At 75.5% G+C, this 18,308-nt stretch carries 16 protein-coding genes and 3 tRNA genes; 9 read left to right on the forward strand and 10 right to left on the reverse strand.

Annotated elements, in window-relative coordinates; all coding sequences use genetic code 11:
* Nucleotides 1–107: 107 nt before the first annotated feature.
* Entirely contained in the window at nucleotides 108–914 is an 807-nt protein-coding gene (locus QYM41_RS01635; RefSeq protein WP_368797988.1) for an exodeoxyribonuclease III, read from the forward strand.
* Between the two features lie 6 nt (nucleotides 915–920).
* Entirely contained in the window at nucleotides 921–1,793 is an 873-nt protein-coding gene (locus tag QYM41_RS01640; RefSeq protein WP_368797989.1) for a DUF8083 family protein, read from the forward strand.
* A 31-nt stretch (nucleotides 1,794–1,824) separates the two neighbouring features.
* On the opposite strand, the gene QYM41_RS01645 is transcribed toward QYM41_RS01640, so the two are convergent.
* A complete protein-coding gene (locus QYM41_RS01645; RefSeq protein WP_368797990.1) occupies nucleotides 1,825–2,865 on the reverse strand; it encodes a zinc-binding dehydrogenase in 1,041 nt (346 codons plus the stop codon).
* A gap of 242 nt (nucleotides 2,866–3,107) precedes the next feature.
* Here QYM41_RS01645 and QYM41_RS01650 point away from each other — a divergent pair, with 242 nt between their 5' ends.
* From QYM41_RS01650 to QYM41_RS01670, 5 genes are all read left to right on the forward strand, one after another.
* Nucleotides 3,108–4,274, forward strand: coding sequence for a MalY/PatB family protein (locus tag QYM41_RS01650; RefSeq protein WP_368797991.1), 1,167 nt, complete (start codon nucleotides 3,108–3,110; stop codon nucleotides 4,272–4,274).
* Between the two features lie 133 nt (nucleotides 4,275–4,407).
* The gene (locus tag QYM41_RS01655) at nucleotides 4,408–5,655 is read left to right on the forward strand and encodes an MFS transporter (RefSeq protein ID WP_368797992.1); all 1,248 of its coding nucleotides are present in this window, start codon (nucleotides 4,408–4,410) and stop codon (nucleotides 5,653–5,655) included.
* Between the two features lie 41 nt (nucleotides 5,656–5,696).
* The gene (locus QYM41_RS01660; RefSeq protein ID WP_368797993.1) at nucleotides 5,697–6,722 is read left to right on the forward strand and encodes a Gfo/Idh/MocA family protein; all 1,026 of its coding nucleotides are present in this window, start codon (nucleotides 5,697–5,699) and stop codon (nucleotides 6,720–6,722) included.
* Complete coding sequence (locus QYM41_RS01665; RefSeq protein WP_368797994.1) at nucleotides 6,719–7,807, forward strand: DMT family transporter; 1,089 nt, start codon at nucleotides 6,719–6,721, stop codon at nucleotides 7,805–7,807. The genes QYM41_RS01660 and QYM41_RS01665 overlap by 4 nt, the downstream gene beginning before the upstream one ends.
* A gap of 42 nt (nucleotides 7,808–7,849) precedes the next feature.
* On the forward strand, nucleotides 7,850–9,553 hold the full coding sequence (locus tag QYM41_RS01670) for a glycoside hydrolase family 13 protein (RefSeq protein ID WP_368797995.1): 1,704 nt from the start codon (nucleotides 7,850–7,852) through the stop codon (nucleotides 9,551–9,553).
* Between the two features lie 88 nt (nucleotides 9,554–9,641).
* Here QYM41_RS01670 and QYM41_RS01675 read toward each other — a convergent pair whose 3' ends face one another.
* The 4 genes from QYM41_RS01675 to QYM41_RS01690 all read right to left on the reverse strand — a co-directional run bounded on the left by QYM41_RS01675 (nucleotide 9,642) and on the right by QYM41_RS01690 (nucleotide 10,571).
* Nucleotides 9,642–10,100, reverse strand: coding sequence for a hypothetical protein (locus tag QYM41_RS01675; protein WP_368797996.1), 459 nt, complete (start codon nucleotides 10,098–10,100; stop codon nucleotides 9,642–9,644).
* 109 nt (nucleotides 10,101–10,209) lie between these two features.
* Nucleotides 10,210–10,282 (reverse strand) — tRNA-Phe (locus tag QYM41_RS01680).
* Between the two features lie 63 nt (nucleotides 10,283–10,345).
* A tRNA-Asp gene (locus QYM41_RS01685) sits at nucleotides 10,346–10,419 on the reverse strand.
* 79 nt (nucleotides 10,420–10,498) lie between these two features.
* Nucleotides 10,499–10,571, reverse strand: a tRNA-Glu gene (locus tag QYM41_RS01690).
* 157 nt (nucleotides 10,572–10,728) lie between these two features.
* Between QYM41_RS01690 and QYM41_RS01695 the strand changes: the two genes are divergently transcribed.
* Nucleotides 10,729–11,073: a metallopeptidase family protein gene (locus QYM41_RS01695; RefSeq protein WP_438612535.1), complete on the forward strand. Its 345-nt coding sequence runs from the start codon at nucleotides 10,729–10,731 to the stop codon at nucleotides 11,071–11,073.
* A gap of 10 nt (nucleotides 11,074–11,083) precedes the next feature.
* On the opposite strand, the gene QYM41_RS01700 is transcribed toward QYM41_RS01695, so the two are convergent.
* Nucleotides 11,084–12,163 carry a universal stress protein gene (locus QYM41_RS01700; protein ID WP_368797998.1) on the reverse strand — a complete coding sequence of 360 codons (1,080 nt, stop codon included), beginning with the start codon at nucleotides 12,161–12,163 and terminating at the stop codon, nucleotides 11,084–11,086.
* Between the two features lie 204 nt (nucleotides 12,164–12,367).
* Here QYM41_RS01700 and QYM41_RS01705 point away from each other — a divergent pair, with 204 nt between their 5' ends.
* Complete coding sequence (locus QYM41_RS01705) at nucleotides 12,368–13,729, forward strand: D-arabinono-1,4-lactone oxidase (protein ID WP_368797999.1); 1,362 nt, start codon at nucleotides 12,368–12,370, stop codon at nucleotides 13,727–13,729.
* A gap of 201 nt (nucleotides 13,730–13,930) precedes the next feature.
* Here the strand turns inward: QYM41_RS01705 and QYM41_RS01710 are convergent, their stop codons facing one another.
* From QYM41_RS01710 to QYM41_RS01725, 4 genes are all read right to left on the reverse strand, one after another.
* Complete coding sequence (locus QYM41_RS01710) at nucleotides 13,931–15,358, reverse strand: FAD-dependent oxidoreductase (RefSeq protein WP_368798000.1); 1,428 nt, start codon at nucleotides 15,356–15,358, stop codon at nucleotides 13,931–13,933.
* 99 nt (nucleotides 15,359–15,457) lie between these two features.
* Nucleotides 15,458–16,408 carry an ABC transporter permease gene (locus QYM41_RS01715; RefSeq protein ID WP_368798001.1) on the reverse strand — a complete coding sequence of 317 codons (951 nt, stop codon included), beginning with the start codon at nucleotides 16,406–16,408 and terminating at the stop codon, nucleotides 15,458–15,460.
* Complete coding sequence (locus QYM41_RS01720) at nucleotides 16,398–17,162, reverse strand: ABC transporter ATP-binding protein (RefSeq protein ID WP_438612531.1); 765 nt, start codon at nucleotides 17,160–17,162, stop codon at nucleotides 16,398–16,400. Before QYM41_RS01720 ends, QYM41_RS01715 begins: the two co-directional genes overlap by 11 nt.
* Complete coding sequence (locus QYM41_RS01725; RefSeq protein ID WP_368798002.1) at nucleotides 17,159–18,307, reverse strand: ABC transporter substrate-binding protein; 1,149 nt, start codon at nucleotides 18,305–18,307, stop codon at nucleotides 17,159–17,161. Before QYM41_RS01725 ends, QYM41_RS01720 begins: the two co-directional genes overlap by 4 nt.
* Nucleotide 18,308 lies beyond the last annotated feature (1 nt).

The raw sequence follows: 18,308 nt of genomic DNA on the forward strand, positions 1-18,308 counted from the left end.
GGGCACGGGCCAGCAGGAAGTTAGCATATGCAATCGCCTGGGGGAAGGGTGTCCGGCGGCCCGGACCGTGGGCGGGGGCGTCCGGGACAGCCGGTAACGTGGGGTCCATGAGGATCGCCACCTGGAACGTGAACTCCGTCCGCGCCCGCGCCGACCGCGTGGAGGCGTGGCTGCAGCGCTCGGACGTGGACGTGCTGGCCATGCAGGAGACCAAGGCGAAGGACGAGAACTTCCCCTGGGAGCTCTTCGAGTTCATGGGCTACGACGTCGCCCACTTCGGCCTCGGCCAGTGGAACGGCGTGGCGATCGCCTCCCGGGTGGGCCTCGAGGACGTCGAGCGCACCTTCCCGGACCAGCCGGCCTTCGGCAAGCCCGGCGAGGAGCCCGTGCAGGAGGCCCGCGCGATCGGCGCCACGTGCGGCGGCGTGCGCGTGTGGTCCCTCTACGTGCCCAACGGCCGCGGCCTGGAGGACCCGCACATGCCCTACAAGCTGGAGTGGCTGCGCGTGCTCAAGGACCACGCCAAGCAGTGGGTGGACGAGGACCCGCAGGCGCAGGTCGCCCTGGTGGGCGACTGGAACGTGGCCCCGCAGGACGAGGACGTGTGGGACATGCAGTTCTTCCTCGACAACGGCCTGACCCACGTCAGCGCGCCCGAGCGCGCCGCCTTCCGCGCCTTCCTGGAGGAGGCCGGCTACCAGGACGTGGTCCGTCCCCGGCACCCCGGCCCGGGCGTCTACACCTACTGGGACTACAAGGGGCTGCGCTTCCCGAAGAAGGAGGGCATGCGCATCGACTTCCAGCTCTACTCCCCCGCCCTGGCCGGCCGCGTCACGGACGCGTCGATCGACCGCGAGGAGCGCAAGGGCAAGGGCGCCTCGGACCACGCCCCCGTCGTCGTCGAGATCGCCTGAGCGGCCGTGGCCCAGCTGCTGCAGGTCGGCCGGACGTTCCGTTCGGCCACCGGGATCCCCCACCGGTTCGCCCTCCGGGTGTACGTGCCCGCCGAGGAGCTCGACGCCGCCTACGCCCCGCTGCTGCCCCGGGCGCTGCCCCCCGAGGAGGCCGGGGTCAACGAGCTGACCGAGCAGCTCGCCCGCCTGGCCGAGCCCGGGGACGACCCGCTGCCCCCCGCCGTGGAGCCGCTGTGGACCCTTCCCTTCTCCGCGGCCCCCCGGGGCCGGGACATGCTCGCGGCCGGTGTCGGCGACTTCCCGGTCTACCACCCTCCACAGCGGCTGCGGCGCTCGCTGCGGCTCGTGGCGCTCGCCGAGGAGGAGGGCGGCCAGCCCCTGCCCAACCTGCTCATCCCGGAGGACGCCGTCCGGGCCGCGGGCGAGCTGGTGAGCCGGGAGCACTTCGTGCCGGTCCACGCCCGCGAGTCCGCGTTCACGGTGCCCATGGCGTGGTTCTCGCTGTTCACCGCCCAGGACCGCACCGAGAGCTTCCACCACGGCAACCGCGTGCACCGGTGCGCCGTGCCGGTGGACCTCGCGACCCGGCGGGTGGTGCGCGCCGCGCAGGTGGTCGAGGACGCGGGCGGGGAGGACCTGGAGGACCTCGCCGAGGACCTCACGCACCTGGGCCGGTGGCTCGGGGCGTTCTCCGCCAACTCCCTCGTGGTCCTGCACTACGGCTCGCTGGCGGACCCGTTCCAGCCGGACGAGAGCCCGCAGGACTTCGCGGACGCCGTGGAGCTGCTGGCCGCCCAGGACACCCACGGCGCCGCCGTGGCCTTCCGCCGGCTGATGCACCGCTGGCTGCCGCTGGCGCACCTCGAGAGCGCGAGCTGAGCGGTCCCGAGGTGGCCGGTGCCGCGGCCCGTCACGCGCGGCCGGGTTCGATGATCGTCATGCCGGCGACGGCGGCGGTGTCGACGACCGGCAGCAGCGCCGCGGCCTCGGCGAGGCCGACCGTGCGCCCGACGAGCCGCTGGGGCCGCAGGGAGCCCTGCTCGACGAGCGACATCATGGCCGGGTAGTCCGCCGCGGCCATGCCGTGGCTGCCGAGCACGTCCAGCTCCCACCCGATGACCCGGTCCATCGGCACCCGCGGATGCCCCTCGACCGGCGGCAGCAGCCCGATCTGCACGTGCCGTCCGCGCCGGCGCAGGCTCAGCACGGCGTCGGCACAGGTCTGCTCGCTGCCCACGGCGTCCACGGACACGTGGCACCCCCCGCCGGTGAGCTCGGCCAGGGCCGCGGGGACGTCGGTCCCGTCCGCCTCCAGCGTGTGCTCCGCGCCGAGCTCACGGGCCAGGGCCAGTGCCTGCGGGTTCCGGTCGACCGCGACCACCCGCGCTCCCAGCGCCCGGGCGATCATCACCGCGCTGAGCCCCACACCGCCGGCCCCGACCACGCCGACCCACTCGCCCGCGACGACGCGCGCCCGCCCGGCCAGGGCCCGGTAGGCCGTGGCGAACCGGCAGCCCAGCCCGGCCGCGGTGGCGAGGTCGACGGAGGCGGGGACGGCCACCAGGTTCGTGTCGGCCCCGTGCAGGGCGACGTACTCGGCGAAGGACCCCCAGTGGGTGAACCCCGGCTGCTGCTGGTCGGGACAGACCTGCGCGTTGCCGGAGCGGCACCAGCCGCACCGGCCGCAGCCGCACACGAACGGCACGGTCACCCGGTCACCGGTCCGCCAGCGGCGCACCCCGGGGCCGACCTCGACGACCACCCCGGCGAGCTCGTGCCCGGGGACGTGGGGCAGCGCGATCTCCTCGTGCCCCGCCCAGGCGTGCCAGTCGCTGCGGCACAGGCCCGTGGCCGCCACCCGCACGACCACCCCGCCGGGCGGCTCCGTGGGCTCGGCCACCTCCCGGACCTCGGGCCGCCCCCTGATCGCATCGATGACCACCGCACGCATGCCTCCCACTCTACGGACGCAGGGGCCGGTGAGCGGCCCGCGGCGTCCCGGCGCCGACGGCCTCGTGGCGCCCAGCCCACCCGCGCCGCCGGTCCCCGGCGCCGCGGCCCGCCTGCCGTCCGCTGTGAGAGGCTCGTCACCGAGCACACCGATGTGCTGGACCGCCCGCGGCGGCGGAGCCGGACGGCTCCGCCCCGGCCCGGCGCGGCACCCCGTGCGACCCGACGGCGAGGAGCTCCGAGATGACCGCGACCCAGGCCGACCCGATGAGCGTCCTGCGCCGGCGCACGAGCGAGAAGTGGCGCACCTGCCCGGCGGACGTGCTGCCCATGTTCGTCGCGGAGATGGACTTCCCCCTGGCCCCGCCGATCCGGGCCGTCCTGCAGGAGGCCCTCGCGGCCGGGGACACCGGCTACGTCGACCCGCGCGACCGCGGCGCCGCCGAGGCGTTCTGCTCCTACGCCGCCGAGGCCTGGGACTGGTCGCCCTCGCCCGGCCGCATCCGGTACACGACCGACGTCAGCGTGGTCATCGTCGAGTCGCTGCGCCGCCTCATCGACCCCGGTGACGGCGTGGTCATCACCCCGCCGGTCTATCCGCCGTTCTTCGACCTGGTCCCCGAGGCCGGGGGCACCGTCGTGGAGGTGCCCCTCCTCGACGACGGCCGGGCCTGGTCGCTGGACCTGGACGGCATCGACCGCGCCCTGGCCGCCGGCGCCCGCGCCGTCCTGCTGTGCCACCCGCACAACCCGGTGGGGCTGGTCCACCCCCGCGACACCCTCGTCGAACTGTCCCGGATCGTGGAGCGCCACGGTGCCGTCGTGGTCAGCGACGAGATCCACGCGCCCCTGACCCACCGCGGCACCCGCTTCACGCCGTACCTGAGCGTCTCGGAGGAGGCGCGCGAGCACGGCATCGCCGCCGAGTCGGGCAGCAAGGCGTTCAACCTCGCCGGTCTCAAGACCGCGATGTTCGTCGCCGGCTCCGACCGGATGGCCGGCCTCCTCCGGTCCCTGCCCGCGGAGGTCTCCGTCCGCACCGGCCTGTTCGGCCTCCTGGCCACCCGCGCCGGGTTCGCCGACGGCCGCCCGTGGCTGGAGGACACCCTGACCGCGATCGAGGACAACATGGGACTGCTCGAGCAGCAGCTCGCCGAGAAGCTGCCCGCGGTGGGCTTCCGTCGCCCGCGGGCGACGTATCTGGCCTGGCTGGACCTCTCGGCCCTGGGATGGGGGGAGGACCCGGCCGCCCGTGCCCTCGCGCACGCCGGGGTGGCCCTCTCCAGCGGACCGGCCTTCGGGGCGGGCGGCCGGGGGTTCGCGCGCATGAACCTGGCCTGCGCCCCGGAGACGGTCGTCGAGGCCGTCGACCGGCTGGCCCGCGCGTCCGCGGGCCGCGCCCACCGCTGAGCGGCGGCCACAGGGCCTCCTCCACCCCCGGGCTGCTCGCCCCGCCCTCCGGGGGTCCGCGCCGGGCGGTCATCGGCTCCTCCAGCCACTCCCCCGGGCACCGCCGCACCGTCGCCCGTGATAGAACGAGCCGGTGCGCCCGTCCGTCCCGCCCCCACGCCGTCCCCGCCCGCGCCCCCGCGTGCCGGGGTGGCTCGTGGTGCTCGCGGTCGCGGCCGTGGCCGTCAACCTCCGCCCCGGGGCCACCTCGGTGGGGCCCGTGCTGGCCGAGGTGCAGGACGGGCTGGGGCTGAGTCCCACGATGGCCGGGGTGCTGACCGCCCTGCCCGGGCTGACCTTCGCGGCGGCGGGGGCGTGCGCGGCGGCGCTCTCCCGCAGGACCGGGATCAGCGGTGCGGTCACCGCCGGCCTCGCCCTGGTCGCCGCCGGCCTGCTGGCCCGGTCGGTCACCGGGTCGGTGCCGCTGTTCCTCGCCCTGTCCGTGCTGGGCTTCGCCGGCATGGCCGTGGGCAACATCCTGGTGCCGGCGTTCGTCAAGCGCCACGGGGGCCGGCGCACGCCGGCGCTGAACTCCCTCTACACGACCGGCCTGGCCGTGGGGGCCACGCTGCCCCTGCTGGCGGCCGGGCCGCTGGCCGCGCACGATCCCGGCGGGTGGCGGACAGCGCTCGGCCTGTGGGGGCTCGTGGCGCTGCTCGCCCTGGTCCCGTGGGTGCTCGTGACCGTCCGCGACCGGCGCGAGCCGGCCACGGCCCCGTCCCGGGCGCTGCCCGCCGGACGGCGCTCCTCGATCCTGCGCTCCCGCACCGCCGTGGCGCTGTGCGTCTACTTCGGCATCCAGTCGATGCACGCCTACGTCCAGTTCGGCTGGGTGGCCCAGATCTACCGCGACGGCGGCCTGGGCCAGGCCCAGGCCGGGCTGATGGCCGCCCTCATCGCCGCCATGGGCGTGCCGGGCGGACTGCTGATGCCCCTCGTCGTGGCCCGTTCGCCGCACCTGGGACGGTGGATCGTGGGACTGGGCGGGTGCATGGTCGGCGGGTACCTCGGGCTGCTGCTGAACCCGGCCGCCGTGCCCTGGGCGTGGGCCCTGCTGCTGGGGACCGGCGGCTTCGCGTTCCCCACCGCGCTGGCCCTGCTCACGGCCCGCTCCCGGGACCCCCGGGTCACCGCGCAGCTGTCCGGGTTCACCCAGCCCGTGGGCTACCTGCTCGCGGCGGCCGGGCCCTTCGTCGTCGGCGCGCTGCGCGAGGCCACCGGCAGCTGGACCGCGCCCCTGCTCCTGCTGATGGGCACCGCGGTGCTCCTGGTCCTCGCCGGCTGCGTCGCGGCCGTGCCCCGCGTCGTCGACGACGAGCTCGCCGGTCCGCCGGAGCCCTGAGGTCAGCGCCGGGCACCGCGCCGAACGGCTATCGTGACCGCATGACGGAACAGGGTGCAGCACGGGTGCTCACGGCCGGTCTGGTCGGCTACGGCATGGCCGGGCGGGACTTCCACGGGGACCTGCTGCGGCAGGCCGGGGGCCGCGTCACCGACGTCGTGACCGGCGACCCGGAGCGGGCCGCCCGGGCGGCCGGCGACTGGCCCGGGGTGCGGGTGCACCGGGACCTCGACGGCCTGCTGGCGGGCCCTCGGCCCGACGTGCTGGTCGTCGCCTCCCCCACCGGGGTGCACGCTGAGCACGCCCTGGCGGGCCTGGAGGCCGGGATCCCCGTGGTGGTCGACAAGCCGCTGGCCATGGACCACCGGGCGGCGGTGTCCGTGGTCCGCCGCGCCGAGGCGACCGGGACCCCGCTGACGGTCTTCCACAACCGGCGCTGGGACGCCGAGCAGCTGACCCTGGCCAGGGTGCTCGCCGAGGGGACGCTCGGGGACGCGCACCGGTTCGAGCGCCGCTGGGAACGGTGGCGCCCGGTGCCCAAGGACCGCTGGCGGGAGAACGCGGTGGGCCGGGGCGGCGGGCTGCTGCTCGACCTGGGGCCGCACCTGGTGGACGCGGCGCTCCAGCTGTTCGGGCCGGTGGCCGCGGTGCGGGCCGAGCTGCGCGCCCTGACGACGCCCACGGAGGACGACGTCTTCCTGGCGCTGGACCACGTCTCCGGCACGATCAGCCACCTGTGGGCCGGGAGCCTGGTCGGCGCGCCGGGGCCGCGGACCCGGGTGCTCGGCTCGGCCGGGGCCTTCCTCGTTCCGGGGCACGGGGACAGCCCCGGCCCCTTCGACGCCCTGGCGCCGGGGACGGGCTCCACGGGCCTGCTGGTCCGCGGCGCCGAGACCGTCCCGGTCCCCACCGCCCCCGGCGAGCCCGCCGACTTCTACCGGGCCGTGACCCGGTGGCTCCTCGACGACGGCGAGGCGCCGGTGGACCCCTGGGACGCGGTGGCCGTCGCCGCCGTGCTGGACGCGGCCCGGCGCAGCGCCCGCACGGGCTCGCGCGAGCTCCTGTGAGCCGCGCGGGCCACCACGCCGGCGTCGCCGCGATCCTGCTCACCGCGGTGCTGTGGGGCACCACCGGGACCGCGGCGACCTTCGCCCCCGGGGCCGGGCCTTTGGCGATCGGCTCCGCCGCCCTGGGGGTGGGCGGACTGCTGCAGGCGGCCGTCGCCCTGCCCGCGCTGCGCCGCGCCGGCCCCGCGCTGCGGACGCACACCGGCCCGGTGGCGACCGGGGCCGCCGCCGTGGCCGTGTATCCGCTGGCGTTCTACGGCTCGATGCACCTGGCCGGCGTCGCCGTCGGCACGGTGGTCTCGCTCGCCTCGGCGCCGCTGGCCTCCGGCGTCCTGGAGCGGGTCCTCGAGCGCCGTCCGCTGAGCCCGTGGTGGGCCCTGGCCGCGGCCCTGGGCGTCCTGGGCAGCGCCCTGCTGTGCCTGTCCCGGGCCGGCGGGTCCGGGGCCCCGGCCGCGGACACCGCCGCCGGCATCGGGCTCGGCCTGGTGGCCGGGGCGGCCTACGCGCTGTACTCGTGGGTGGTCCACCGGCTCATGGGCCACGGGGTGGGGCGGGCGGCCTCGATGGGAGCGGTCTTCGGGGCGGGCGGGGCGCTCCTGCTCCCGGTGCTCGCCGTCACGGGGGCTCCCCTGGTGGCCTCGGCGCAGCCGTTCGCCGTGGCGGCGTACATGGCCCTGGTGCCGATGTTCCTCGGCTACCTGCTCTTCGGGATCGGGCTCGCGCGGGTCCGCCCGAGCACCGCGACCACCCTCACCCTGGCCGAACCGGCCGTCGCCGCGGTGCTGGCCGTCCTCGTGGTGAGCGAACGGCTCACGGCCTCCGGCTGGACCGGGCTGGCCGTCATCGGCGCCGCACTGGTCGTCCTGGCGGCGGCCCCCGCCACGGTCGCCGGGCCGGCCGCCCGTCCCGGCCCGGCCGACGGCGCCGGACCCGTCACCGGCCTCGGGCCGGCCGACGGCGCCGATCCGGTCGCTCATCCCGCTCCTGTCGCCGGCCCCGGACGGGCCGCTGCTGCCGTGCGCCCGCCGGGCCCGTCCGCCCGGTGCGGGGCCGCCGCCGTGACACCGCGCCCGGGCACTGACTAGGTTGGGGACGCCCCCGCACCGGACGCCCCGAGGAAGGCCCCCATGACGCAGCAGGTCAGCCAGCCCCCCACGACCGAGGACGACCCGTGGTGGCGCTCCGCGGTGATCTACCAGATCTATCCCCGCTCCTTCAACGACTCGAACGGTGACGGCCTGGGCGACCTGCCCGGCGTCGTGGACCGCCTCGACTACCTCGCGGACCTGGGCGTGGACGCCCTGTGGCTGTCCCCGTTCTACGTCTCGCCGCAGCACGACGCCGGCTACGACGTCTCCGACTACCGGGACGTCGACCCGCGCTTCGGCACCCTGGAGGACTTCGACCGGATGCGCGCCCGGATGGCGGAGCTCGGGATGCGGCTGATCGTGGACCTGGTGCCCAACCACACCTCGAGCGAGCACGAGTGGTTCCGTGCCGCGGTGGCCGCGGGCCCCGGCAGCCCCGAGCGGGAGCGCTACCTCTTCCGGGAGGGTCGCGGCGAGCAGGGCGAGCTGCCGCCGAACAACTGGCGCTCCGTGTTCGGCGGCGAGGCCTGGAGCCGGCTGCCGGACGGGCAGTGGTACCTGCACCTGTTCGACAGCACCCAGCCCGACCTCAACTGGGAGAACCCGGAGGTGTGGGAGGAGTTCCGCTCCGTGCTGCGCTTCTGGCTGGACCGCGGCGCGGACGGCTTCCGCGTGGACGTGGCCCACGGTCTGGTCAAGGCCGAGGGGCTGCCGGACTGGGACCACCAGGTGCACATGGTCGAGGGCGAGCACGAGGCCCGGGAGCACGACGCGCCGGAGACCCCGCTGAGCAGCGGCAGCCCCTACTTCGACCAGGACGGCGTGCACGAGGTGTACCGCGACTGGCACCGGGTCCTGGCCGAGTACGAGGGCGACCGGATGATGGTGGCCGAGGCGTGGGTGGAGCCGGCGCACCGGCTGGCGATGTACGTCCGCTCCGACGAGATGCACCAGGCGTTCAACTTCGACTTCCTGGTGGCCGGGTGGGACTGGGCGCGGCTGTCCCGGGCCGTCGAGGACTCCCTGGCCGAGTCCGCGAAGGTCGGCGCCCCCACCACCTGGGTGCTCTCCAACCACGACACCGTCCGGCACGTCTCCCGCTTCGGGCTCAGCGACCCCATCGCCTACCCGAAGGGGATCGACGCGAACGGGGAGCAGCCGGACCACGGGCAGGGCCTCGCCCGGGGCCGCGCCGCGGCCCTGGTGGAGCTCGCCCTCCCCGGCTCCGCCTACCTCTACCAGGGGGACGAGCTGGGCCTGCCCGACCACACGCGGCTGCCCGCGGAGCTGCGCCAGGACCCGGCGTTCGCCCGCACCGGGGGCGCGGAGATCGGCCGCGACGGCTGCCGCGTCCCCCTGCCCTGGACGGCGGGAGAGCCCGGCCACGGCTTCGGGCCCGGGCCGTGGCTGCCCCAGCCCGAGGTCTTCGCCGAGCTCGCCGCGGACCGGCAGGTGGGGGTCCCGGACTCGACGCACACGATGTACCGCACGGCGCTTCGGGTGCGCCGGGAGCTGGGGCTCGGCCGCGGCACGTTCGCGTGGCACGCCTCCCACGACGCCGAGACGGGCCTGTTCGCGTTCGTGAGCACCACCCCCGCCGGGGAGCAGGTCCTGGTGGCGGCGAACCTCGGCCGCGCCCCGGTCCCCCTGCCCGCGGGCGCTCCGCTCGTGCTCAGCCGGCAGGACGCCGTGCGGGACGGGTCCCTGCTGCCCGAGCGGGCGGTCTGGTGGCGTCCGGCCTGATCACCGTCCCCTTCTGATGACCGTCCCCGCCTGATCACCGCCCCCGCCCGGGCGCTGGAACGGGCGTCCGGGACCGGGGCGGGTCCGCTCATCGGGAGGGGGTGGGCTCCGTGCACGCCCGGCCCAGCCAGTCGCCGACCGGCGCGAGCGTCCGCTGCAGCCGGGCGAGCTCGGCGGGCTGCACGGACGGGCCCGCGGCGTCCAGGGCGGCCACGGCGTCGTCGAACGCGGAGCGCAGCTCCGGGGGCAGCCGGGGGGCCAGCTCCCGCACGGAGGCGGCCGCGTCCTGCGGGCGGAAGTGGGGGTCCGGCTCGTCGCCGGAGAGCGGGACGAGGCTCAGCGCGGTGTACGCGCTCGCCACGTCGAAACAGGCCCCCGGTTCCGGGGAGGGCCCGGAGGCCACCGGCGAGGGCGAGGCCGTGGCCGTCTCGAGCACGATCCCGGACTGCTGCTGGCCGGCACCGCAGCCCGTGAGCGCCAGCAGGCACAGGGCGGACAGCACGGCCGCCGCCCCGTGGGGGCTCGGGCGGTGCGGGCGGCGGGTCACGGGTCCCAGGGTAGGGAGCGAACCTCGGTGCCGGCTGGCAGCCGCCGGCACGGTCCCGGAAACGACAGAACCGCCGGCCCCCCGGGAAGGGGACCGGCGGTTCCGGCGGTGGCTCCGACCGGCGTCGATCCGGTGACCTTACGATTTTCAGTCGTACGCTCTACCAACTGAGCTACAGAGCCCCGGCACATCCGCAGAGGATATGCCGCGACGGCGCCGCATCGTGGAGATGAACGCAGTCTGAGCGACCCTGACGGGACTTGAACCCGCGACCTCCGCCGTGACAGGGCGGCACGCTAACCAACTGCGCTACAGGGCCTTGCTGTTTCCAACGAGGACTGATCTTACCAGCATTCCTCGGCGGTTGTGCAAATCGGCGGGCGGACCCTCCGATCGCGTACCCCCAACGGGATTCGAACCCGTGTCGCCGCCGTGAAAGGGCGGTGTCCTAGGCCACTAGACGATGGGGGCCGGACACCCGCGCCGACGGCCGCGACCCCGGGGGACCGAGGACCGTGACACGGGAGATCGAGGCCAGCTTAGAGGCTCGCGCGGAGTGCGCACAATTCCGGGGCCGCGGACCCAGCCGGCGCCCTGGCGCGTGCGGTAGGAAGGGACGGTGATCGAGATGACCCGCACGGAGTTCGACAGCGCCGTCGACGACGCCATCGACCTGATCCCGGACCCGCTGTTCCGGGCGATGGACAACGTGGTGATCCTGGTCGAGGAGGAGCCGCCGGAGCACTCCCCCGGGCTGCTCGGCCTCTACGAGGGCGTGCCCCTCACCGCCCGGGACGGCGGCTGGGGCGCCGGCTCCCTGCCGGACCGGATCTTCGTCTTCCGGGGGCCGCTGCAGCGCATGTGCACCGCGCGCGAGGAGCTCGTGGAGGAGATCACGGTCACCGTCATCCACGAGGTCGCCCACCACTTCGGCATCGACGACGACCGCCTGCACGAGCTGGGCTGGGGCTGAGCCGGGCCGCTCAGGCGTCCCAGGGGCGGATGTCGTCGGAGTCGAAGTCCTTCCGGGTCTCGATCCGCTCGTCGTAGCGGTCCGGGACGATCAGCACGGGCCCGGCGGCGTTGTGCAGCACCCCCTGCGACGTCGAGCCCAGGAGCATCCCGGCGAAGCCGCCGCGGCCGCGCGTGCCCATCACCACGAGACCGTTGCGGCGGGTCTGCTCGACCAGCACCTGCACCGGCGCCCCGTCGGCGAGCTCCGAGCCGATCTCCAGGTCCGGGAACCAGCTCTCGAGCCAGGCGACGCCGCCGTGGAGCGCCCGCGCCACGTCGTCGTACATGGCCTCGAAGTCCAGCGCCGTGGGCATCCACGCGAGCGCCCCGCTCACGGGCGGGAGCGCGCACAGCACCGTCAGCGGCACGTCCAGCAGGCGCGCCTCCTCCGCGGCGTAGAGCATGGCGGCCCGGGCCTGGGCGGAGCCGTCCGAGCCGACGACCACGCGGTCCACGAGGGCCCGGGTGCCCGTGAGCTCCTCCGCGCCCAGGTGCTCCTGCGCCCACGGCAGGGGGACCACGCCCGTGGGGCACCGGGAGTGCGCCGGCACGGCCGTCGAGACCGTGCCCAGCAGCCGGCCCAGCAGGCCGCCCCGGCCGCGGGAGCCCAGCACCAGCAGCTCGGCGGTGCGGCTCAGCTCCAGCAGGGCGCCGGAGGGGTCCCCGGTCTCGACGGTCGCCCGCAGCTCGACCCCCAGGCCCCGGACCTGGTCGGCCGCGTGGTTCAGGAGCTCTTCGACGCCCTGGGTGAGGGCGGCCTCGTCCACGGTGGCGTAGCCGGTGTCGAAGCCGGAGCCGGAGAACACCGGCATGCTGTAGGCGGTGACCAGGCGCACCGGCCGGCCGCGGCGGCGCGCCTCCCGGGCCGCCCAGCGCAGGGCCCCGAGGCTCTGCTCGGACCCGTCGACGCCCACGACGACCTCGCCCGTGGCGTCGAGGGCGCGGCTCTGCCCGCCGCCCGCGGGGACGCGCCGGCGCACCGCCTCCTCACCCAGGCTGCTCCCGTGCGGATCCTCGCGCTCCCGGTCCCGGGACGGGTGGTCGGTCATGGTGCTGCCTCCTGTGCGCGTCCTCGGTCCGCGGTGCTCCGGTGCCGCCGCGGGCTTCGCCTCCGATGGTACGCGCGGCGGGCCCGGCCGCCGGGGCGGCACGGGGGGCCTGCCGGGACTGCGCCGGGGCGCCGCAGCGGCCCTCCGGGATGAGAGGATGAGGGCGCACTGTGCACCTGTCTGCGAGGAAGGACGGTCCCGCCGATGAACGAGGTCCCACTGCCCGGCGCCCTGCCCGGCGAGACCGGCACGCGAGAGTGGGCCACGTGGGGCCGGACGCACTCCGTCACCCCCCGGCACGTGCTGCGCCCCGGCTCGGTCCCCGAGCTCGCGGACGGCGTCGCCGCCGCCGTGCGCCGCGGCCTGGGGGTGCGCGCCGTGGGATCCGGGTGCAGCTTCTCGGCGCTGCCCCTCGCCCCCGACGTCATGGTCGACCTCTCCGGGCTGTCCGGCCTGCCGGCCGTGGACCGGGAGAACCGCCGGGTGACGGTCCTGGCGGGCACCACGATCCGCACCCTGAACCAGGAGCTGGACGCCCACGGCCTGGCGCTGGCCAACCTGCCGGACAACGACTGGCAGACGGTGGCCGGCGCCGTCTCGACCGGCACCCACGGCACCGGCCTGGCCTTCGGGTCCCTGTCCCAGCAGGTGGTCGCCCTGAGCCTGGTCACGTCCGGCGGTGAGCTGGTGGAGTGCTCGGCCGAGCAGCGACCCGAGCTGTTCCAGGCCGCGCGGGTGGGGCTCGGTGCGGTGGGGATCATCGCCGGGGTGACCCTGGAGTGCGAGCCGGCGTTCCGGCTGCACGCGGCGGAGCTCAAGGAGCCCCTTGGTCAGCTCGTGGACACCCTGGGGAGCCGGATGGCCGGGGCCGACCACTTCGAGTTCTTCTGGACGCCCGGCACCGCCACCGCCCAGACCCGGATCCTGACGCGCCTGCACAAGCTCCCGGACTCCTACACCCGGCCCGGCTCCCCCGTGGCCCGAACCGTGCGCCGGCTCGACGACGCCCTGCTGCGCAACACCCTCACCGCGGGGCTGAACCAGCTGGCCACCGTCCTGCCGCGGTCCACGCCGGGGATGAACCGCCTCGACGCCTTCACCAACAGCCCGCGGCAGTACAGCGACCTGTCGTTCCGGGTGTTCACGGTGCCGCGCCGGACCCGGTTCGTCTCCTCCGAGTACGCCCTGCCGGCCGAGGAGCTCGTCGCGGCCTTCCGGGAGCTGCAGACGCTCATCGAGCGCCGCGACTACTCGTTCTCGCTGCCGGTGGACGTGCGCTGCTCCGCGGCGGAGGACGCCTGGCTCTCCCCCGCCCACGGCCGCGAGACCGGCTGGATCGCGCTGCGGCAGTACTGGCGGCGCTACGACCCGAAGGTCTTCGCGGCGGCGGAGGAGATCTTCGTGGACCACGGCGGCCGCCCGCACTGGGGCAGCGTGCACACCCGGGACGCGGAGTACCTGCACGCGGTGTACCCGCGGTTCCAGGACTTCCTGGACGTCCGGGCGCAGGTCGACCCGGACGGGGTGTTCCTCAACGACCACGTCCGCGGACTGCTGGGCGTGTAGTCCCGGCACCCCCCCCGGGGGCGCCGTCCCCGCAGGACCGTCGACAAGGGCCGTCCCCGGCGGGCCGTCAAGAGGGGCTGCCCCTGGCGGGCCGTCGAGGGGCCTGTCCCGGCGGAACCGCCCCGGGGGAACCGCCCCGGGGACACGGCGAGGGGCCGCGCCCGGCTCGGACGCGGCCCCCCGGCCTGCTGCGGCGGCGGGTCAGACGGGCGAGGACACCGGCTCCGTCACGCCCTCGCGGGAGACGCTGACCATCTCCTCGCGCTCGACCACCTTCACGCGCTCGCGCGGGTTGCCCTCGGCGTCGTGGGAGGACTGGCCGAGGCCCTGCTCGTACTCGTCGAGGGCCAGCCACCCCTCCCAGGTGGTGTACTCCACGCCGCGGGCCTCGAGCACGTCGTTGACGGACTCGGGGTCGGGGCGGGTGGCGCCGGGGAGCACGGCACGGTCCTCGAGGAGGTGGGTGACCGTCTCGAGGGCGTCGGACTTGGTGGCGCCGATCAGCCCGACGGGACCGCGCTTGATCCACCCGGTCGCGTAGAGGCCGTGCAGCACCGTGCCGTCCTCGGCGAGGACGCGGCCCTCCGCGTTGGGGATCACGCCGCGGCCGTCGTCGAACGGCAGCTCGGGCAGCCGGGAGCCGAGGTAGCCGACCGCGTGGTAGACGGCCTGCACGGGGTAGTCGACGTGCTCGCCGGTCCCGGACACGGAGCCGTCGCCGTTGAGCCGCGTGCGCTCCATCCGCAGGCCCGTGACCCGCCCGTCCTCCCCGAGGACCTCGCGCGGGCTCTGCAGGAAGTGCAGGTGCAGCCGCCGGGAGGCGGTCTTCGGGGAGTCGTCGGCCCGCCACTTCTCGAGGGTCTTGACCATGACCTTGACCTGGTTGTTCTCCGCGATCGCCTGCTCGGAGCCCTCGTCGTACACGAAGTCCTCGTCGTAGACCACGATGTCGACGTCGCGCGACTTGGCGAGCTCGCGCAGCTCGAGCGGGGTGAACTTCACCTGGGCGGGGCCGCGGCGGCCGAAGATGTGCACGTCCGTGACCGGGGACGCCTTGAGGCCCTGGTAGACGTTGCCGGGGATCTCGGTGACGAGCATGTCGTCGGCGTGCTTGGAGAGCACCCGGGCGACGTCCAGGGCCACGTTGCCGTTGCCGATGACCGCGATCTCGCGGGCCTCGAGCGGCCAGGTGCGCGGGAAGTCCGGGTGGCCGTCGTACCACGCCACGAACTCGGCCGCGCCGTGCACGCCCGAGAGGTCGTTGCCGGGGATGTTCAGCGGGGCGTCGTAGACGGCTCCGGTCGCGAAGATCACGGCGTCGTAGTGGGCGCCGAAGTCGGCCAGGGTCAGGTCGCGGCCGAACTCCACGTTGCCGAAGAAGCGGATGTCGCCGCGGCCCAGGATCGCGCGCAGCGCGGTGATGATGCCCTTGATGCGGGGGTGGTCGGGGGCCACGCCGTAGCGGATCAGGCCGAACGGGGTCGGGTAGCGGTCGAACAGGTCGATGCTGACCTCGAGCTCCCCGCTCTGCACGGGCTCGGACTTGGTCAGCATGTCCGCTGCGTAGATGCCGGCCGGGCCGGCGCCGATCACGGCGACGCGCAGGGGGCGGGTGGTGGTGTCAGCCACGTGGCTTCCTTTCGATTGCGCGCGCGGCGGTCACCGCGCGCATCGTGGATCGGGTTCAAGGGTAGTGAATCCGGCGCAGATTCTCCTGGGTGAGCGGGCTCACGGCCGGTGGCCGAGCAGCCCTCTCCCGCGCAGGAGGCGCCGTTCCACGGGGTTGAAGAAGAGCAGCTCCACGAGGATGCCGACGGCGAGGATCGCGAGGACGGCGACCATCACCACCGCCATGTTCGACACGGTCCGGCCCTGGGCGAGCAGGGAGCCCAGGCCGAAGCCGATGGAGCCGCCGATCGCGATGAGCTCGGCGCCCATGAGCGAGCGCCACGAGAACGCCCAGCCCTGTTTCAGGCCGGCCACGTAGCCGGGCAGCGCCGCGGGCAGCACGACCCTGCTGGCCATCGTCCAGCCGGAGGCCCCGAGCACGTGCCCGGCGCGCCGCAGCTGCGGCGGGATCTGGTCCACGCCGGCGAGCATCCCGTTGACGATGGAGGGGACCGCGCCCATGAGCACCACGAAGTACACGGTGGCGTCGGAGAGCCCGAACCAGATGATCGCCGCGGGCACCCACGCCACGGAGGGCAGCACCTGAAGCCCCGAGATGAGCGGGCCCACGGCGTTGCGCAGCCCCTGCCACTGCGCCACCAGCAGGCCCAGCGGGGTGGCGACGGCCACCGCGATCAGGAATCCGCTGACCCCGCGCCACAGGCTCGTGCCCAGGGCGCCCAGCACCGTGCCGTCGGAGAGCAGCACGCCGACCTGGCGGGCGACGTCGAGCGGGCCCGGCACCACGTCCGGGCGGGGACCCAGGACGGCGACGAGCAGCTGCCACAGCAGCAGGGCGAACAGCAGCGCCACGAGGGGCGGGGCCACCTTGGTCCGCAGCACCTCGGCCCCCGAGGTGCGGCGGGTGCGCTCGGTCTGCAGGGCGTCGAGCCCCGCGAGCTCGTCGGCCGCGGGGGCCGGGCGGGCCCCCGCCGGTGCCGCGGCGGGCGCGGCGGGGCGGGCCGCGGCGGCGCGGGCCGGGACGGCGGGTGCAGCGGTCTCAGGCGGCATGGCGGCTGATCTCCTCCCGGAGTCGTGCGGTGATCGTGCGGGTCAGTTCCCCGAGCGTGTCGTCGAGGGACTGGGCGTTGCCCTCGAAGCCGTAGGCGTCGGGGTCCTTCCAGGGGCGGGTGTCCCACTCCTGGACGATCCGTCCCGGCCGGGAGGACATCAGCAGCACCCGCTGGCCCAGGCGCACGGCCTCGCCGACGTTGTGCGTGATGAACACGATCGTGCGGTCGGTGGCCCGCCAGATCCGCAGCAGCTCCTCGTGCAGCAGGTCCCGGGTGATGGCGTCCAGCGCGGAGAACGGCTCGTCCATGAGCAGCACCTCCCGCTCCTGGGCGAGCGCCCGGGCCAGGGCCACGCGCTGGCGCATGCCGCCGGAGAGCTCGTGCGGGCGCTTGTCCCAGGCGTGGCCGAGCCGCACGAGCTCGAGCAGCTCGCGGGCCCGATCCGGGCGCTCGGCCCGCGGCATGCCGCGCAGCTCGAGGGCCAGCTCCACGTTGCGGCGCGCGCTCAGCCACGGGAAGAGCGCGGCGTCCTGGAACATCAGGGCCGCCCCCTCGGCCGGGACCGTCACGGAGCCGCCGGTGGGCTCCTCGAGCCCGGCCACGATGTTGAGCAGGGTCGACTTGCCGCACCCGGAGGCGCCGAGCAGCGCCACGAACTGGCCGCGCTCCACCTCCAGGTCCACGTCCTCCAGGACGGGACCGTCCGCAGGGCCGAAGCTCTTGCTCAGGCCCTCGAGCCGGATCGCCGTCACGGTGAGCCCTCCCCGGCCGCGGCGGACGGGCGCACCCGCGCCAGGAACCGCTCGTCCACGAGCCCCTCGAGCGAGGCGTCCTGGGTGGTGCCGGCCGCGACGCCGTCGGCGAGCAGGGCCGGATAGGTCCCGGTGAGCGGGTCCAGCGTCCACTCGAGGCTCTGCAGGGCGTCCAGCACCGTGGTCTGCGGCAGGGCCTCCGTGCCGGCCTCCACGAGTCCGGCGTTGAGCGTGTCCGCCACCGTGACGGGGTCGTCCTCGTGGGCCTCGAGCCACTCCACGGAGCGCTCGAGCCCGCGCACGAGCCGCTCCACGGTCCCGGGGTGCCGCTCCAGGTAGTCCTGGCGGACCACGAGCACCGTGGTCGGGAACCGGCCGTCCTCCCACAGGTCCCGCTCGTCCACGAGGACGCGGGCGCCCTCCTCCTGGACGGCGCGGGTGGCCCACGGCTGCGGCAGCCAGCCGCCGTCGATCTGGCCCTGGCGCAGCATCTGCAGCGCCTGGCCGCTGGGCATGGGCGTGATGGCGGCGGCGCGGGGGCCGTCGCCGTCCACGCCGTAGTCGTGCTCGGCCAGCCACGTGCGCAGGGCCACGTCCTGGGTGCCCCCGAACTCGGGGGTCGCCAGCGTGCGCCCGGCGAGGTCGTCCGGACCGGCGACGTCGCCGGTCACCACGAACTGGGCGCCGCCGGAGGCCGCGCCCGCGACGATCCGCAGGGACTCCCCGCCGGACTGCGCGTAGGAGTTGATCGCCGGGCTGGGACCCACGAAGGCCGCGTCCAGGGTCCCGGCGTTCATGGCCTCCACGGCGGTGGGGCCGCTGGTGAACACCTGGGTGGAGAGCTCGGTGCCGCCCAGCTCCTGGGCGAAGTGGTCCTCCTGCAGCCCCACCAGGGCGGGCCCGTGCGTGAGGTTGCCGAAGTAGCCCAGGCGCAGCTGCCCGGCGTCGGAGGTCTCGACCGCGGCCTGCTCCCAGGCCGCGAAGGTGCCGTCGGCGCGCAGCCAGGTGGCGGCGGCGGTGAGGGCGGTCAGGAGCGCGAGGGCGGTCAGCACCAGCGGCCAGCCGGGGCGGCGGCGGGACGCGGCGGGACGCCCGCCGTCGCCCGCCGTCACCGTGGCGAGGTCCAGCGGCTGCTGCCGGCCCACC

Source organism: Kocuria oxytropis (assembly GCF_040981195.1).
GTDB lineage: Bacteria > Actinomycetota > Actinomycetes > Actinomycetales > Micrococcaceae > Kocuria > Kocuria oxytropis.

Bases quoted from the DNA above. Each gene is read 5' to 3' on its own strand.
- QYM41_RS01670 (WP_368797995.1), top strand. From the start codon at position 7,850: ATGACGCAGCAGGTCAGCCAGCCCCCCACGACCGAGGACGACCCGTGG.
- QYM41_RS01695 (WP_438612535.1), top strand. From the start codon at position 10,729: ATGACCCGCACGGAGTTCGACAGCGCCGTCGACGACGCCATCGACCTG.
- QYM41_RS01645 (WP_368797990.1), bottom strand. From the start codon at position 2,865: ATGCGTGCGGTGGTCATCGATGCGATCAGGGGGCGGCCCGAGGTCCGG.
- QYM41_RS01635 (WP_368797988.1), top strand. From the start codon at position 108: ATGAGGATCGCCACCTGGAACGTGAACTCCGTCCGCGCCCGCGCCGAC.
- QYM41_RS01700 (WP_368797998.1), bottom strand. From the start codon at position 12,163: ATGACCGACCACCCGTCCCGGGACCGGGAGCGCGAGGATCCGCACGGG.
- QYM41_RS01650 (WP_368797991.1), top strand. From the start codon at position 3,108: ATGACCGCGACCCAGGCCGACCCGATGAGCGTCCTGCGCCGGCGCACG.
- QYM41_RS01705 (WP_368797999.1), top strand. From the start codon at position 12,368: ATGAACGAGGTCCCACTGCCCGGCGCCCTGCCCGGCGAGACCGGCACG.
- QYM41_RS01660 (WP_368797993.1), top strand. From the start codon at position 5,697: ATGACGGAACAGGGTGCAGCACGGGTGCTCACGGCCGGTCTGGTCGGC.
- QYM41_RS01715 (WP_368798001.1), bottom strand. From the start codon at position 16,408: ATGCCGCCTGAGACCGCTGCACCCGCCGTCCCGGCCCGCGCCGCCGCG.